Origin of the sequence: Prosthecobacter vanneervenii, from assembly GCF_014203095.1 — a bacterium.
Lineage (GTDB): Bacteria > Verrucomicrobiota > Verrucomicrobiia > Verrucomicrobiales > Verrucomicrobiaceae > Prosthecobacter > Prosthecobacter vanneervenii.
Map to the genome: position 1 here is coordinate 146,185 of NZ_JACHIG010000010.1, position 16,988 is coordinate 163,172.

Genomic DNA, 16,988 nt, shown 5'->3' on the forward strand with positions numbered 1-16,988 from the left:
GTCTCCATCGACAAAGGACCCAAGCTGCGCATGCTGCCTGCCTCATCTCATGGCCGCCCGTGGAAAATCCGTCGCCTTTGCCCGCATCCGCGCGGAGGTCATCCGTCTGGTGGCGCTGATCCCTGAGGGGAAGTTCACCACCTATGGAAGCATCGCCATTCATATGAATGTGATGGCAAGGCATGTAGCCACGGTGCTCAGCCGCCTGACACCCGAGGAATCTGCCGCCCTGCCGTGGCACCGCGTGGTGTCTGCAGAGGCACGCCTGAGCCCCAACATGGACGCCGCGCTCTCGCGCAAGCAACGTCGGCGGCTCAATGCGGAGGGTCTGCGCATCAGCAAAGACGGCTACATCCAAAGTGCCGACACTCACTTTCACAATATGGGCGTGCGGCGGAACATCCGCTGGAGCGATGTCGCCGATGCTGATGCCGAGTGAGGTTCTGACAGCCGCTTTCTAGCGGGCGGTCACTTCCGGCTGATCGTCATCCACGACCAGCTGCAAAGCCTGAGAGGCAGCCAGGTCTTTGAGTGTGTTTTCGATCTTTTGAAGTTTGTAGGCCACCAGCGCTGGCTGCCAGCCGGGCTGGCTCTGGCTGATCTTCTGCATCAGGGAGCGTGCCAGCTGCAGGTTGCCGATGGCGGTTTCCACGCGCCCGGCATGCACTGCCTTGATGCCTGCTTCAAAAAGAGCGCCTGCACGCAGGTAGCTGCTGTCAGGATCAGTGGTCGGCTCATTGGCAGACGACATGCCTGCCAGCGCGAGGAATGCGGCAGTGATCAATGCATGGACGATTGAGGCGCTCTTCATGACAAACATTTTCCTGATTTCTGGATGGTCTGGACCGATATTCCTAAAAACAGGGATGTTTGTCAGTACTTTTTCATCTCCTCAGATGTGGATGGACAAATTTTGAACCTCAAGGAATTGCAGCTGCGTGGAGTTTGCCCAGATCAATGCAGAAAGTCCCATGCCAGGCTAAGCTTGGCTTGCAGGAAAATCACTAGGATCTTGTTTCGTGAGGCACATTCAGCAGCTCAGGTGACCAAGACTGCTTCACGGTTTCAGTCCCTTCACTGCGCATACACATCGGTCCACTGCAGTCCGCCTTTGGACCCTGGTGGTGTGAAGTAGCGTCGGCCGAGGTAGGTGCCTTTGGCTGGTGCTGTGGCTGCCCCGGACGGGTGGCTGGAGCGGGCCGCCACTGGCCGGCCATTGTGGCTTCCGGTTTCATCCGGAACATGGCTGCAGGAAACCGCTAGCAGTACACTGACAGTGAGTGTGATTGAGGCGAGGTTTGGGCACTTCATGGTTGGCAAGGAACGTGTGCGCTGAGGACATTGATGCAATAAAATATCGCGCCGCGATGTTTTTCAGCCCCGCTCACGCCGAAGGCAACAAACTGTCTCCGGAGCCTTGAAGCCGCTGGCCGGGCGTCTGTGCTTGCCTTTTTGACAACCTTCCGCTTACCTCCGCAAACCTCGTAGGCCATGTACCGGACCTCCCCGCTTATTTCCCACCTAGCCTCAGTGTCTGCTGCTGTTTTCTTTCTGGCCTCCAGCAGCAGCGCCGCTGAACCCAACACGCTCACTCCGCAGGAGCAGGCGGCTGGCTGGCGGCTGCTGTTTGATGGGCGCAGCACCAAAAACTGGCACACCTACGGCAAGACGCACGTGGCCAACGGCTCATGGAGCATCAAGGATGGCTGTCTCGTCCTGCCCCAAGGCAACGGGCGCCCGAACGGACACGGCGGAGATCTGGTGACGGACGCCAAGTTTACCAACTTTGAGTTTGAATTCGAATGGCGCGTGGGCGCCGCAGCAAACAGCGGTGTGGAGTACCTCTTTACCGAAGGCGAGAAGCGCGCTGCCAATTTCTACCCTGGCGACACCGGGGACAGCCCGGTGGGTTTTGAATACCAGGTGCTGGATGACACGGCGCATGGTGGCAATGCGGCAAACCGGCTCTCGGCCGCCATCTACTCACTGATCACCCCTGTCGGCAAAATGCTGCGCCCGGTGGGTGAGTTTAACCAAGGACGCATTGTGGTGGATGGCAACCACGTGGAACACTGGCTCAATGGCCGCAAGGTGGCGGAGTGTGAGCTGGGCAGCCCCGCGCTGCAGCAAATCATCGCCACCAGCAAGTACAAGTACTACAACGGCGTGGGCGTAAAGCGCCCCACCGCGATCGCATTGCAGGACCATGGTACCGAGGTGGCCTATCGGAATCTGAAACTGCGAGAGCTGAGCCCAGATGCCAGCCGCGCTGCCACACCTGCCGCAGTGGTGGCACCTGCCGCAGCGCCCGCCAAAACCACGCAGGCCACCGCTTCGGGAAGCCTCGCCATGCAGGCCAGCGACTGGCGTGTGTGGTGCTGGTCCAAAGCCGACAACCGCTGGATCGAGCACCCGCTGGACAAGATGACGGCGAAGATCGAAAACGGCGTCCTCACTGCACGCAATACCACCAACGACAACTGGCAGCGCGCCATCCTGCTCTACCACCAGTCACGGTTTGAGGGCGACTTCATCGTCTCGGCGGAATATCGCGGACAGCTGGAGTCCTTTGACCTTCAGGCCGCCGATGGTGGCAGCCGCCGTCTTACCTGCGCCAAACCACCGCAGGGTGCAGAATGGCGCACACTGATGCTGAGCCGCTGGCAGGGCAAGCAGTCCTCATGGGTGGGAGACGGCGAGCTGCCCCTGCAAAGCAGCGGCAACATCAACGGCATGAGCGGCTACTTCTGCTTCAAACTCCGGCCCGGAGAGCAGGTGGAGGTGCGGAAGGTGCAGGTGCAGGTGGGGAAGTGAGGAGGCTCGGAGTGCTTTTTATGGCGCGAAAAGCGCATTTGCGCCACTAACACGGGTTTTGGTGGCGCGAATTCGGCTTTTGCGCCACTATATCCCATGCCAAAGGGGGTCACCGAAACAGAACTTGCACCTATACTGGAAGTCCTCCGGGAAGGCACGCATCCGCTTTCACAAGAAGAAATCAGCAAACTACTGGCATGCTGCCCACCCAGAAGGACCCTGCAACGCAGGCTTTCCTTGCTCGTTTCTACCGGGAGAGTGCAGGCACAGGGCGCAACACGGGCGAGACGCTTCTCGTTGCCGAGGAGTTCAGGAGGTTCTGCCACCACCGGCGTGGGAGTGTCACAAGCAGAACAAATCATCCCCTTGCCACAAGCAGTTTTGGAACTGCGTGACCAGATCAAACGCCCGCAGGCCATGCGCCGGCCAGTGGGTTACCAGCCGGGCTTTTTAGACGACTACGTGCCCAATGTATCCAGCTACCTCTCCAAAGCACTGCGGCAGAAACTGGCGGCGATGGGTCGGACAATGGACGAACCTCTGCCTGCCGGAACCCATTTGAGGAAGGTGCTGGACCGTCTGCTCATCGACCTTTCTTGGAATTCGAGCCGTTTGGAAGGCAACACTTACTCTCTCCTGGAAACCCATCGTCTGTTGTCGCTGGGGGAAAGCGCCGACGGCAGAAAGGCGGAGGAGACGCAGATGATCCTGAATCACAAGGCGGCCATCGAATTGCTCGCGGAGCCATCCGATGACATCGGATTCAACCGCTATACGATTTGCAGCCTACACGCGCTGTTGTCCGACAACCTGCTGCCAGATCCAGCCGCTGGCGGACGGCTGCGCGACCATGCGGTGAGTATTGGGGCCTCGGTGTTTCATCCGCTGGAGATGCCACAACGGATCGAGGAGAAATTTGCGGAGATGCTGACAAAAGCAGAGCAGATCGAGGACGCCTTTGAGCAGTCGTTTTTCATCATGGTGCACCTGCCTTATCTCCAGCCATTTGAGGATGTAAACAAACGCACTTCACGGCTGGCGGCAAACATTCCTCTCATCAAGCACAATCTGGGACCGCTCTCCTTTGTGGATGTGCCTGAAGACGACTACAAGAGCGCGACGCTGGTGGTGTATGAACTGAACCGGGTGGAGTATTTGCGGGAGGTTTATGTCTGGGCCTACGAGCGCTCCTGCGCACGTTATGCGGCCGTGCGTCAGTCCCTGGGAGAACCAGATCCCTTCAGGCTGCGGCATCGAGGAGCGCTAGCGGAGGTGGTGGGCCATGTTGTGCGTGAGGGGCTAAACCAAAAAGCTGCGGTGGATTTTCTGAAAAAACGCATTCCGGAGCTAGTGGAAGCCCGGGACAAAACCCGGTTCATGGAACTGGCGGAAAGTGAGCTCGCCGCACTGCATGAAGGTAATTTCGCGCGGTTCCAAATTCGACCCTCGGAGTTCCGAGCCTGGAAAGCGAACTGGGCATAACTTGCGGCTCAGTATGGACTATCGCCTACCCCTCCTGCTTCGGCACTGCTGCCGCATCTAGGTAGTGATAAATAGCCCGATCGGTGATCCCGGACACGCGGCTGAGACCGAGATAGATGACGTAGCCGGTGAGCACCGCGAGCGGTGTGATGAGCCGCCAGTCCCACAGCGCACCACCCTTCATAACGCGGTTTTCAAAGGCGGTAAACTCCGGCTGGCTGATGACCCACATCAACACCGCATATTTGGAGAACCTTGCGATCCAGCCGCCAGGTGCGGAATCAGGCTGCGTGTTTTGAGGCACCGTGAGGAAAGGCGGAAAGGCGAAGAAGAGAATGAACGCGAGCAAGAAAACCAGCCCGCTCCAGAGCCTCAACCCCCGGGCAAAGAGCAAGAACGAGAGAAAGAGCAGACAGGGCGCGGCGATGGCCGTGGCGCGGATCAGCCGCCGCATTTGTGGGAAGCGAGTCATGGTCTGGATTTGTAAGGTGGGAACTCCGGGAGCCGCCAGACACCCCGCGCGCGCTCACGGCGGCGGTCCTGCAGGAAGGAGACGACCAGCAAGAGCAGGCAGGGTAGGAATGCGAAACCCATAAACTGAGATGACCGCACGTGGTAGAGGCCGCGCACGATCTGCCAAACCGCTTGCAACACAAAAATGACAAACAGCGCCCAACGCGAAAACGCGGACATGGGATACAGCCTCCAGGGGCAAGGCCAGAGCGGCGCACGCCCATACAGCCGCTGTCCGAACGTGTAATGGACAGCACCCCAAAGATAAAAGGCGGCATTCAGAAAGCGCGAGTACTCCGGGCTCATCGCGGGTGTATCCATGCTTATGAGAATGTGACCTAGCATTAAGGATGATTACCAAAACAGTGCCCCTGCAGGCAAGCTCATATTCCGTCCATCACGTCTCAACAATCTGGGCTATTTGTTTCGTTTTAGCACCGAGCTTCGTTGTATTGAAATGTGATCGTCTGTTACGAAAGGGACATAGCCTAAGACCGAACAAGTAAACATTTACTAGCTTGCGATATAAACCAAGCTGTCTGTGAACGATTTCTCCCCAACAGAAATCTTGTGCCCCATCTGCGACAACGGGCGTTGATTGCTGCCATTTTCCGACGTGCCTTTGAATGAATCCGACCCCGTCTTTGTGCGAAACCCAGCGTCTGGATGTCCTGCGCGCCTATGACATTCTCGACACTGGGGCGGAAGAGATGTTTGACGAGCTGACCAAGCTGGCGGCGGAGATCTGCGCAGTGCCGATCTCCCTGGTCTCCCTCGTCGATGAGAACCGACAGTGGTTTAAATCCAAGGTGGGCGTGGAGGTGAGCGAGACCCCGCGAAGCTGGGCCTTCTGCGCCTATGCGCTGGAAGGCACCGAGATGCTGGTGGTGCCGGATGCTTTGCAGGACGCGCGCTTTGCGCAGAACCCGCTGGTGACGGGGGAGCCGCACATCCGCTTTTATGCCGGCACACCTCTGCGGACCCCGGAGGGTGCCGTGCTGGGCACTCTGTGTGTGATCGACCGCGTGCCGCGTGAGCTGACCACGGAACAGCAGGCGGCGCTGGCTGTGCTGGGACGGCAGGTGATGCGGCTGATGCTGATGCGGCATTCGGTGATGGAGCTGCAGCACCTCCGTGAGGAGGAGGAACACATCAGGCTGGAGCGCGAACTGACGCTGGCGGCACTGCGCAAAAGTGAAGAGGAGCAGCGCAGGCTGGCGCAGCGCCTGGAGGCCGCGCAGGAGGCTGGCGGCATCGGCAGCTGGGTGGTGGACCTGCGCACCTTTCAGGCAGAATGGTCTGAGCAGACGCATTACGTCTTTGGCACTGACCCGCAGACCACACCGGAGTGCTACGCGTCGTTTGAAGAGCGAGTGCACCCGGAGGATGTGGAGGTGGTGAACGAGATCTTCCGGCAGTCCATCGAAGAGTGCCTGCCACGTGTTTACATCCACCGGATGGTGATGCGGGACGGACGGGTGAGGCACATCGAGCAGCGCTGGCAGGCCATGCGGGACGGGAACGGGGAGCCCTACCAGGCCATCGGCACCAGCCAGGATGTGACAGAGCGCATCCTGGCGGAGCACCGCCTTCAGCGGCTGAACCGCCTCTATGCGATCTCCAGCGGCATCAATGCGGCCATCGTGCGCATGACAAATACCCAGCAGCTCTACGAGGAGGCCTGCCGCATCGCGGTGGAGGAGGGCGGACTGCTCATGGCCTGCGTAGGCGTGGCAGATGTGGCCAGTCAGCGGCTGGTGCCCGTGGCCAGTCACGGCTGCGAAGATGGCTACCTGGAAAATGCCAATGTCTCGCTGGAAGAAGTGCCTCGCGGGCTGGGCCCCTCCGGCCGTGCCTACCGGGAGAATGAAGCCGTGTTTTGTCAGGACATCGCCACAGACCCGATGATGGAGCCATGGCGGCAGGCGGCACTGGAGCGCGGCTACCACGCCTGCGCGTGCTTCCCGCTGCGGGTGGAGGGGCGGCCCATCGGCATCTTTGCCGTCTATGGGGATGCTTCTCATTACTTCTCCACAGATGAGTGCCAGTTTCTCAATGCCATCGCCGAAAACCTTTCTTATGCCGTGGAGTCCCGGCAGCGGGAGCAGCAGCGGAGACAGGCGGAGCAGGCGCTGAAGGCAAGCGAAGAGCGCTTCAGCAGCTTCATGGCCCACAGCCCCGTGGCGGGGTGGATCGTGGATGAGGAGTGCCGCTATCATTACGTGAGCCCCGGCTACTACCGTGTCTTTGACACGCTGGGAAGAAATGACCTGACCGGCCTGACCGCGCTGGAGGTCTTTGGCCCCGAACTGACGGAAGCCTACCAGAGCCGAAACCGCCAGGTGCTGGAGGAGCAGCGCGCCATCACCCGTGTGATGCCAGGCAGGCGTGTGGACGGCACCCAGGGGGAGTTTCACGTGGTGTGCTTTCCCATCCTGACACCCGGGCAGGCACCCATGATCGGCGGACTGGCGATGGATGTGACGGAGCAACGACGCGCAGAGCAGACACTGCGCGACAGCGAGGCGAGCTTCCGCAGCTACTTTGAGCTCAGCCTGCATGGCATCGCAGTGACGACACCCGAGAAGGGCTGGGTGCAGGTGAATGACCGGCTGTGCTCCATTCTAGGCTATGAGCGCGAGGAGCTCATGAAACTGAGCTGGCCGGAGCTGACGCACCCCGAAGACCTGCCGGCTGACCAGCACCAGTTTGAGCAGCTGCTGGCAGGCACCATCCAGAGCTATGAGATGGAGAAGCGCTTCATCCGCAAAGACGGCCGCGTGGTCTGGGCGAGCATCGGCGTGGGCTGCGTACGGAATGCGGACGGCAGCATCGCCCACATCATCGGCGTGGTGCTGGACATTGATGAACGCAAGCATGCCGAGCAGATCCTGCGGGAGCAGGCCACGCTGCTGGACAGCGCGCAGGACGCCATCATGGTGCGCGACTTGCAGGACCGCATCCTCTACTGGAACAAAAGCTGCGAGCGCCTCTACGGCTGGACCGCTTCCGAGGCCATGGGGCGCGCCGCAGAAGAACTGCTCTACCGCGATGCGACGGAATTTCATGTGGCCTGGGAGCAGAGCATGACCAAGGGCGAGTGGGTGGGCGAGCTGCAGCAGTGGACCAAAGACGGCAGGCCGCTGACGATCCAGGGGCGCTGGACGCTGATCCGCCAAGAAAACGGCCGCCCCAAATCCCTGCTGTGCATCAATACAGACATCACCGGCCGCAGGCAGCTGGAGCAGCAGTTTTTACGCGCGCAGCGCATGGAGAGCATCGGCACGCTCGCGGGCGGGATAGCCCATGACCTGAACAACGTGCTGGCGCCGATCATGATGTCCATCGACGTGCTGAGGCTGCGGGAGACCAATCCTCAGCGCCTGGAGATGCTGGAAACCATCGAAGGCAGTGCGCGGCGTGGTGCGGACATGGTGCAGCAGGTGCTTTCCTTTGCACGCGGCGTGGTGGGCCAGAACCTGGAGGTGCACCTCGGGCACCTGATTGATGAAATCATCAAGATCGTCAATGAGACCTTCATGCAGCACATCCATGCGCAGCAGGACGTGGCGGCGGATCTCTGGATGGTGAAGGGAGACCCCACTCAGCTGCACCAGGTGCTGCTGAATCTCTGCGTGAATGCACGCGATGCCATGCGCGCTGGCGGCACCATAACCATCAGCGCCAAAAACGTGATGCTCGACGAGCAGTACACGAGCATGAACATCGAGGCCACCACCGGCCCGCACGTGCAGGTGACGGTGGCAGACACCGGCACCGGCATGCCGCCAGAGGTGGTGGAGCGCATCTTTGAGCCCTTTTTCACCACCAAGGAGGTGGGGAAGGGGACCGGCCTCGGCCTCTCCACCACGCTCTCCATCATCAAACACCACGGCGGCTTCATCCGGGTGCAGAGCGAGCCGGGGCGGGGCACCAATTTCAGCCTCTATCTGCCCGCGCAGACCTCCACAGCCGCCGGCACGGACTCCCCCGGCCCGAGCATGCTGCCGCAAGGCAACGGCGAGCTCGTGCTCGTGGTGGATGACGAGGAGGCCGTGCGGGAGATCACACGGCACACGCTGGAAACCTTTGGCTACCAGGTCGTGGTAGCCAATCATGGTGTCGATGCCATCGCGCTTTACAGCAGCCAGAAGGAGCAGGTGGCCGCTATTTTGATGGACCTCATGATGCCCGTGATGGACGGCCCCACCGCCATCCAGGTGCTCCGGCACATGAGCCCGGGGCTGCCCATCATCGCCGCCAGCGGCATCAGCACCGAGCACCACGTGGCCCGCGCCAGCAGCGCCGGAGCCACCCGCTTCCTGCCCAAGCCCTACACTGCCGAGACACTGCTCAACGCGCTGAAAGGGGCGCTGAACTGACGCCCGCCCCCTCAGCCCTCCGTCCCAGCTCCGCTTTTTTGGGAGGGGCTTTGCACGATCAAGCCCTGCGTCTAGAACACCTTTCTTCATACCATAAGCCAGTAGTTTCTACCATGCCTGCCAGCGGAGAAACTTCCGCAAATTCCCCAAATTCCTCGGGGGGGTATGCGCAGAAAGAGGGCGCAAGCTCTCCCATCACGCGGACGCGAACTAGACGTACTAAATGCCAGGCATTATTTTAGCAGTTCAGCATAGATGATTGAATTCCAATGTTTAATATAAGGTAACTGACCTGTTGCCTCAAAAGTTTTGACACCCAGTAGAGAAAGCCTTGGGCTTACGGCGACGGCGGACTGAGGACAAAGCCGCCTTACCTGTATTGGGACTGCGTGCGCCCTGCGCCGATTTGGAGTGCGGTCGCGGAGGGAGGAACGACCGCAGCTACCGCTTTCGCAGGCAGGAAGATATTGAGCAGGCCATGTAGCAAACGAGCACAGGACCACCCAGGGCAAGGTCAGCTCCTGTGTTTACAGCCGGCAGGAAACGTTCGAAAGCGGTAGCCGCGATGCTGTCTTCCGCCCAAGCATCTGCGCGCCCCCACTCCCAATGACCTGCTTTCCTGCGTATTCGCAGAGGGACTTCACGCACCCGCCGGAATCCGACCACGACAGCTGTCGCCACATTCATCCTGCGACCATGCCTGCAAGCCTGTACTTCACCTCCTGGCTTACCCCTTGGAGGACGAGTCGATCCAGGGCGAACACTCAGGCCCTCCGGCGAGGCTGTCCTGCGTGCATACCCCCCCGAGGAATTTGGGGAATTTGCGGAAGTTTCTCCTGGGAGTACCGGGCTGTGACACGCCCCCCTTTGCATCTGGCCAGTGGCTCCATGCCATGCCATCACAGATCATGCTATTAAATGACATGATCTAATAGGCTTTGCAGTTAGGCTTTGGATACCTCGGGGCAGGGGAGCGGCTGTGTGGTCGCGTTATTCGCCAGCGTTCGTCTGACGCTGCCAGCAGGTGACAACAGCCTCCTGAGTTCCGGTCCCGATCACGGCTTGGTTGTCAAAGCCCGGCAACTGCTGCAGGCGGGCCAGGAGCTCAGCTCCTCCGCTAGCTCCCCACGGAATGCAGCAGCCGCTGGTTCCGGAGCCGATGAGCAGCCAGAAGCAATCCGGCAGCAGGGGACCATCGCTCGTCGTATGAATCACGACCCGCTCCAGCTCATCCCAGCGGACTGTTTCGATGCCGCCATCGGGCCGCTGGCAGGAAACCTCCGACTCGCTGAGGCGGACGACGAACTGACTCTCCGGCATGAGCCGGGCCTGAGGTGCGTCCACAGACCGGGCCAGGGCACGCGCCACTGCACGATCTGCCAGCCACGAACCAAGCGCTCTCATGCCGAAATATAGCATGAGACAGAGCAGCGCAGCCAGTGCCAGGCAGGCAAGGGAGGTCATGGTGCAAGCTGCTGCAATGGAGCCGGAAATCAATCTTCGCTCTGCACCTCGGAATGCTGAAACAAGGATTGTCTTTCGTCTTCCGTTTCAACGTTCCAAAATAGGTTCCCTGCCGCGAAACGTAGCTAGCCAATGAAATCTCCAAGCCCTGCTCTCAAATACCAGATTTTCGCCAATCCCACGACGAGCGAGACTGGGCTGCAAAGCGCATCACTCAATGTGATGACCGAACACTATGGGCTGGTCATTTTGCTGACAGCCAACGAAGTGGATCAGCTACAGCAGAATGATCCTGGCAATTGGGACGACCGGCAGTCTCTGCGGCTTGGACATTGCGATGAGAGCAAGGTTTTTTGGAGCGCTGAGGACGAGGTTTTATCGATCCTCATCGGCCATGACGATGAATCGTGGTTCGCGTCTTTTGTTCTGCCATTCAACCTCCTTGCCGAGATACGGCGAGAGTTGAAAGGTCTGTCTCCATGGCTAGCGGGGCGGAGTCTGCCGAAGGGCTATATAGGACACGTACCCGAAGACTACGCGGGCTTAACGGAAGACTGAACAAGATGGACACCCGTTGACCAAGGCTAACCGGGCAATTCCAACAAGGGAGTGAGCAGGAGTCTGACGAGAAGGAAGAGCTATGCTTCCGCACCCTCAGGTTCCTTGCTCCCGCGCTTCAGCATCACCGCCAGCAGGGCAATATCGGCGGGGTTCACGCCTTGGGCGCGGGCGGCTTGGCCGAGGGTGGCGGGGCGGAGGGCGGTGAGGCGGTGTTTGGCTTCGGTCTTGAGGCCGGGGATGGCATGGTAATCGAAGTCGGCGGGGATCATCTTTTCCTCCATGCGGGAGGTCTTGGCCACCATGTCCTCCTGGCGGGTGATGTAGCCGGCGTATTTGACGTCGTTTTCCACCAGGCTCCAGACCTCGGGCGTGAACTTGGAATACATCTCGGCGGGGAGCTGGGCGGGGGTGCTTTCGGGGCGGCGCAGCCATTTTTCCAAGGTCACATCGCCCATACGAGCCTCCTGCAGAAGAGTGCGGGCGGCGGCGATGGCGGCGATTTTTTCCTCCGTGTGGCGGATGCGGAAGGGGGAGACGAGCCCGGCCTGCGCGGCCAGCGGGGTGAGGCGGAGGTCGCAGTTGTCCTGGCGGAGGAGCAGGCGGTACTCGGCGCGGGAGGTGAAGAGGCGGTAGGGCTCGGTGGTGCCCTTGGTGACGAGGTCGTCGATCATCACGGCCAGGTAGGCCTGGCTGCGCTGGAGCAGGAAAGGGGGGCGGCCCTGGGCCTTGAGGGCGGCATTCGCCCCCGCGATAAGGCCCTGTCCGGCGGCCTCTTCGTAGCCGGAGGTGCCATTGATCTGCCCGGCGAAGTAGAGGCCGGAGACGCGTTTGGTCTCCAAGGTGGGATGAAGCTGGGTCGGGGGGCAGTAGTCGTACTCCACCGCGTAGCCAGGGCGGATGATCTCGGCCTTTTCCAGTCCCGGGATGGAACGGATGAAGTCATACTGCACCTCGAAGGGCAGGGAGGTGGAGACGCCGTTCACGTAGAATTCGCGGGTATGACGGCCCTCGGGTTCGAGGAAAATCTGGTGCCGTTCCTTCTCCGCAAAGCGCACCACCTTGTCCTCCACAGAGGGGCAGTAGCGAGGTCCCACCCCCTCGATCTTGCCGGAATACATGGCCGACTTGTGGATGTTGGCCCGGATAATGTCGTGAGTTTGGGGGGTGGTGTAGGTGATCCAGCAGGGAATTTGTTCCACGTGGAACGTTACAGGCCCCCAGGAGTTGAGGGTAAACTGGCTGGGGCCGGTGCCAGGAAGGGGGGTAGCACCCTCGGTTTGGGCCTCCGGTTCGTCCTCAGGGAGGGTGCCAGAGAGGTAGCTGAAGCGCGGAGCAGGCTCGTCTCCGGGCTGTAGCTCGCACTTGGAGAAGTCGATGCTGCGGCTGTTCAGGCGGCAGGGGGTGCCGGTTTTGAAGCGTTGGACGTCAAAACCGAGGGCGCGCAGGCTGTCAGAGAGGGTCGAAATACTGTCCCCCATGCGCCCGCCAGCCTGATTCTGCTGCCCCACATGGAGCAGTCCACGCATGAAAGTGCCGGAGGAAATGACCACCGCCTTGGCCCGATAGACCATCCCAAGGCTGGTGCGCACGCCGACAACGGCATCGTTTTCCACCAAGATCTCGGCGGCATTGCCCTGATGCATGTCCAGATTGGGCTGGTTTTCGAGCAGCCACTTCATGCGAAATTGGTAGGCCTTCTTGTCGCACTGGGCACGGGGAGCCTGCACGCTGGGCCCCTTGCGGGCATTCAGCATGCGGAACTGGATGCCCGTGGCGTCGGTATTCCTACCCATGACTCCGCCGAGGGCGTCGATCTCCCGCACCACATGCCCTTTGGCCAGACCACCGATAGCGGGGTTGCAGGACATCTGGGAGATGGTGTCGAGGTTCTGGGTGAGGATGGCCGTCTGGCAGCCCAGCCTCGCGGCAGCCATCGCCGCCTCCACACCGGCATGGCCGGCTCCGCAGACAATGACGTCATAGTGTTTGGGGAAGGTGAAGAGGCTGGAAGACATGGGGGTGAGAGGGTAGCACAGGCCGCTAAAATGTTCCATGTGGAACAAATGGGAATCGCGGGTAGCGTTTCACAGGGGTGGGGAAGGGCAGAGATAAGGGGACAATCAGACAGGGAGATGGGGAGAAAAGGCGGGGTGCAGGACGCTCCGAGCATCCAGCGCGGGGTAGGGAAGGCGGGCAATAAGCCTCCGCCATGAGTGGAGTAGAGCGCGGAATGGGTTGGATGGCTGCGCAGTCCATAGCCGCAGGAGCAGCCGATTCGTCCTTGGAGTCATTCAGCGCCACAGTCACGACAGGCTTAGGACAGTCCGCGCTACCCTTGGCGGGGTCTACCTGCGGTGAGCTTTACGAGAAGCGTAGCGCAGGGTAGGGAGGCTGGCCCTCCAGCCTCCTCCGCAGGAGCCACACATGTGCTTGAAACCCACCCGCCCTACGAGCCAGCACTCCTCCTCTTCCTCCTGCTCTTACTCCTCCTCCCTTTCCAAGAGGAAGAGGAACAAGGCAGCTGCGCCATGACATTGCAGCCTTCGGCGCGATAGACCACGGCGACCCGAGGACAAGGCGTCCTACCCACTTGCCGGGCCTACTTTGCCCACCCACACAAGGGACACCCCTTATCCCATCCCGCCGCCTAAACACCCCACTTGCTTCCGGCATGCATCCAGCTAGTATCGAACCCTATCACATGGCCACTGCAACCGCCCCCTCAAACGCCCTGGCAAAACACGCCGCCGATCCCATCAATCAGAAGCTGACCGCCGCCGACAAGGTGGAGCTCTACCGCAAGATGGTCCGCATCCGCAAGTTCGAGCAGGTGTCCCTGCAGCACTATCAAGCCGGTCGCATGGGCGGCTTCCTCCACCTCTACATCGGCCAGGAATCCGTGGCTGTCGGCACCGTCTCCGTGATGGGCGAAAACGATCACGTCATCACCGCCTACCGCGACCATGGCCACGCGCTCGCTGTCGGCATGGGCATGAACGAGTGCATGGCCGAGCTCTTCGGCAAGGCCACCGGCTGCTCCCGCGGCAAGGGCGGTTCAATGCACTACTTCGCCCCCGACAAGAACTACTGGGGTGGTCACGGCATCGTGGCGGGTCAGACCCCGCTGGGTCTCGGCCTCGCTTACGGCCTGAAGTATCGCGGCCTCAAAGGTGCCGCTCTTTGCTTCCTCGGCGACGGCGCCGTGAACCAGGGTGCCTTCCATGAATCCCTCAACCTCGCCGAGCTGTGGGACCTGCCGGTGATCTACGTCATCGAAAATAACGGCTACTCCATGGGCACCAGCCAGCAGCGCTCCTCGGCCTATCAGGATTTCCTGGCCAAGCGCGCCGAAGGCTACGGCATGGCCTGGGAGCAGTTCAACGGCGAAGACGTCTATGAAGTTCGCGCCGGCGTAGGCCGCGCCATCGCCCGCGCTCACAACGAGTCCAAGCCCAGCATCCTCGAAATCGCCACCTACCGCTGGGAAGGCCACTCCGTCGCTGACGCCAACAAGTTCAAGTACCGCACCAAGGAGGAGGTGGAGAAGTTCCAGAACGACCACGACCCGATCCAGGTGTGGAAGCGCAACCTCCTTACCGAAGGTGTGGCCACCGAAGAAGAGCTGAAGAAGATCGACAAGGAAGCTCAGAAGGAAGCGGAAGACTCAGCCGAGTTCGCCAAGAGCAGCCCCTATCCCGAACCGGAAACCATCTTCGAAGATGTGTACTGGGAAGTGGACAACAAGACCGAAGCCGGCCAGACCGGACGCCACTTCTTCAACGACTGATCCACAGTCCGATTCCACCACGGAGTCTTTTCAAAGCCGGAGCTTGCTCAGCAAGTCTCCGGCTTTTTCTTGGCAGAGACCACCTTAATCAACTCATCCACAATAAAATAAAACACCTCTGCCACCACTTCGGCAGCAGAGGTGTGGAAAAAGGACGTGGCAAGCTTCCTACTTCGCGTCCGCCGTCGAGGTGATCACATCGGCCACCTCGCTCAAGATCACGGCGTGCTTGTCATACGTCGCCTTGGCACCCACGAGCTGGGTCAGGTAGTTCAGGGCTTCCGAGAGCGGCACGTTGGCGAGCGAGAGGGAGAGCTTGCGCTGGGCTAGCTCGTTCCCTTTCACGATCACATTCGGCACCACCTTGCCACCGCTGGCATTCTTGGAGAGCGCACGCAGACCTTCGATCGCCTCAGTCACAGTCACGTCATTCAGATCCACCTTTGGCAGAGTCACAGAGGCGTACTGATTTTTCAGCGACATGTCCTTCGGCTGATAATTGGCGCGGATGTAGGCCAGCATGTTCTTCGTGTCTGCATGCTGGGGATTCACCGCCGCCACTCTGGAGAGCAGACGATGGGCCGTTTCAAGATCGCCACGGTAGTAGGCGGCGCGTCCCTGTTGATACAGGGCATTCAGATCTTCGGCCTGCGCTGGGAGGCCACTCACTGAGATGCACAAGGCAGTCGTCAAAACCTTGACCGCCGTCGAAACCCTAGACCCAATCAATGATGTTTTCATAGGAAGGAGGTTGAATTCGGAATGATTTCACCAAATCGCCGTGCGGATGTCAAGACTGCACCCGGTCCGGCAGCACGAGGCCTTGAAGCAGAGCGCATTCTGTTGCATCGGTGATGAATGCCGCCGCCTAAAAAACCCAACGCCAGCCAGGTGAATGTCATCCTGGGCAGCGATGAAGCGCGCGTGAAGGAAACCGCGCTCATGCTCGTGCGCAGCCTCACGCCGCCGGACGCAGGAGACTTCAGCAACGACATCATCGACGGCACGGCTGACAACTCCGAGCACGCCGGCACGATCTGCTCCAATGTGTGCATGGCGCTGCAGACGCTGCCCTTCTTTGGCGGCTCCAAGGTGGTGTGGCTCAAGAACGCCAACTTCCTCGGCGAGTCCGGCGCAGGCCGTGGTCAGGATGCCGTGAACGGATTTGAGCGCATCATTGATGTCATCGAGCGCGGCCTCGGTTCTGACGTGCGCGTTGTCATCAGCACCACCAGCATCGACAAGCGCCGCAGCGCTTACAAGCGCATCTCCAAGATCGCCAACATCGAAGTCTTCGACAAGCCTGACACCTCGCGTGCTGGATGGGAGGGACCCGTGATCGCCATGGCCTCGCAGAAGGCACGGGACATGGGCATCACCTTTGAAAGCGGTGCGCTGGAGCTGCTGGTGCAGATGGCGGGCGACGACACGCGCCAGATGGAGAACGAGCTGGAAAAGATCGACCTCTATCTCGGAGAGCGCCGCCGCGCCGGACTCAAGACCGTGCAAAACATGGTCTCCATGAGCAGGGCAGGGGTGCTGTGGGATCTGGGCAACGCCATCGGCAAGCGCGACCTGCCTCGTGCGCTGGAACTGCTGGGCACTCTTTTGTATCAGGGGCAGAACGCCATCGGCCTGCTGCTGGCCGCCATCGTGCCACGGGTGCGCAGCCTGCTTCTCATCAAGGACCTCGGCTCGCGCCACAAGCTCAACAAGATGAACTACAACGGCTTCTGCGCCTCGCTGGAAGCCCTGCCATCCACCGCCACCTCCCACCTGCCGCGCAAGAAAGACGGCACCGGCTTCAACGCGTACCCGATGTTCCTGGCACTGCCCGAGGCGGGCAACTACACGCTCGAAGAACTGCATGCAGGATTCAAAGCCTGCCTTGCCGCCAATGCCAAGCTCGTCACCTCATCGCTGGATCCCAAGCTGGTGCTGGAGCGTCTGCTCATCGGCCTGCTTTCCAAACCCGCCCGCTGATT

At 60.5% G+C, this 16,988-nt stretch carries 13 protein-coding genes; 7 read left to right on the top strand and 6 right to left on the bottom strand.

Annotated features, from left to right (window positions below; translation table 11 throughout):
- Positions 1-49: 49 nt before the first annotated feature.
- Positions 50-439, top strand: a complete 390-nt coding sequence (locus HNQ65_RS20610) for an MGMT family protein (protein WP_184342545.1) — start codon at positions 50-52, stop codon at positions 437-439.
- An 18-nt stretch (positions 440-457) separates the two neighbouring features.
- Here HNQ65_RS20610 and HNQ65_RS20615 read toward each other — a convergent pair whose 3' ends face one another.
- Together HNQ65_RS20615 and HNQ65_RS20620 are read right to left on the bottom strand one after the other, a co-directional pair.
- Positions 458-811 (bottom strand): hypothetical protein, encoded by a 354-nt coding sequence (locus HNQ65_RS20615; protein ID WP_184342547.1) that lies wholly within the window; start codon positions 809-811, stop codon positions 458-460.
- A gap of 263 nt (positions 812-1,074) precedes the next feature.
- Positions 1,075-1,311, bottom strand: coding sequence for a hypothetical protein (locus HNQ65_RS20620; RefSeq protein WP_184342550.1), 237 nt, complete (start codon positions 1,309-1,311; stop codon positions 1,075-1,077).
- Between the two features lie 219 nt (positions 1,312-1,530).
- Here HNQ65_RS20620 and HNQ65_RS20625 point away from each other — a divergent pair, with 219 nt between their 5' ends.
- Together HNQ65_RS20625 and HNQ65_RS20630 are read left to right on the top strand one after the other, a co-directional pair.
- Positions 1,531-2,814: a family 16 glycoside hydrolase gene (locus HNQ65_RS20625; protein WP_184342552.1), complete on the top strand. Its 1,284-nt coding sequence runs from the start codon at positions 1,531-1,533 to the stop codon at positions 2,812-2,814.
- Between the two features lie 366 nt (positions 2,815-3,180).
- Positions 3,181-4,296 (top strand): Fic family protein, encoded by a 1,116-nt coding sequence (locus HNQ65_RS20630; RefSeq protein ID WP_221306234.1) that lies wholly within the window; start codon positions 3,181-3,183, stop codon positions 4,294-4,296.
- A gap of 25 nt (positions 4,297-4,321) precedes the next feature.
- Here the strand turns inward: HNQ65_RS20630 and HNQ65_RS20635 are convergent, their stop codons facing one another.
- Positions 4,322-4,768, bottom strand: a complete 447-nt coding sequence (locus tag HNQ65_RS20635) for a hypothetical protein (RefSeq protein ID WP_184342556.1) — start codon at positions 4,766-4,768, stop codon at positions 4,322-4,324.
- A 667-nt stretch (positions 4,769-5,435) separates the two neighbouring features.
- Here HNQ65_RS20635 and HNQ65_RS20645 point away from each other — a divergent pair.
- On the top strand, positions 5,436-9,191 hold the full coding sequence (locus tag HNQ65_RS20645) for a PAS domain S-box protein (RefSeq protein WP_184342560.1): 3,756 nt from the start codon (positions 5,436-5,438) through the stop codon (positions 9,189-9,191).
- A 990-nt stretch (positions 9,192-10,181) separates the two neighbouring features.
- Here HNQ65_RS20645 and HNQ65_RS20650 read toward each other — a convergent pair.
- Positions 10,182-10,655 carry a hypothetical protein gene (locus HNQ65_RS20650; protein ID WP_184342562.1) on the bottom strand — a complete coding sequence of 158 codons (474 nt, stop codon included), beginning with the start codon at positions 10,653-10,655 and terminating at the stop codon, positions 10,182-10,184.
- Between the two features lie 132 nt (positions 10,656-10,787).
- On the opposite strand from HNQ65_RS20650, the gene HNQ65_RS20655 reads away from it, so the two are divergent.
- Positions 10,788-11,213: a hypothetical protein gene (locus HNQ65_RS20655; RefSeq protein WP_184342564.1), complete on the top strand. Its 426-nt coding sequence runs from the start codon at positions 10,788-10,790 to the stop codon at positions 11,211-11,213.
- A gap of 80 nt (positions 11,214-11,293) precedes the next feature.
- Here HNQ65_RS20655 and HNQ65_RS20660 read toward each other — a convergent pair whose 3' ends face one another.
- The gene (locus tag HNQ65_RS20660; protein ID WP_184342566.1) at positions 11,294-13,231 is read right to left on the bottom strand and encodes a tRNA uridine-5-carboxymethylaminomethyl modification enzyme MnmG/GidA; all 1,938 of its coding nucleotides are present in this window, start codon (positions 13,229-13,231) and stop codon (positions 11,294-11,296) included.
- 686 nt (positions 13,232-13,917) lie between these two features.
- On the opposite strand from HNQ65_RS20660, the gene pdhA reads away from it, so the two are divergent.
- Positions 13,918-15,003 carry a pyruvate dehydrogenase (acetyl-transferring) E1 component subunit alpha gene (pdhA, locus tag HNQ65_RS20665; protein WP_184342568.1) on the top strand — a complete coding sequence of 362 codons (1,086 nt, stop codon included), beginning with the start codon at positions 13,918-13,920 and terminating at the stop codon, positions 15,001-15,003.
- Between the two features lie 168 nt (positions 15,004-15,171).
- Here the strand turns inward: pdhA and HNQ65_RS20670 are convergent, their stop codons facing one another.
- Complete coding sequence (locus HNQ65_RS20670; protein WP_184342570.1) at positions 15,172-15,672, bottom strand: hypothetical protein; 501 nt, start codon at positions 15,670-15,672, stop codon at positions 15,172-15,174.
- A 189-nt stretch (positions 15,673-15,861) separates the two neighbouring features.
- Here HNQ65_RS20670 and holA point away from each other — a divergent pair, with 189 nt between their 5' ends.
- The gene (gene holA / locus HNQ65_RS20675; protein WP_184342572.1) at positions 15,862-16,986 is read left to right on the top strand and encodes a DNA polymerase III subunit delta; all 1,125 of its coding nucleotides are present in this window, start codon (positions 15,862-15,864) and stop codon (positions 16,984-16,986) included.
- Positions 16,987-16,988 lie beyond the last annotated feature (2 nt).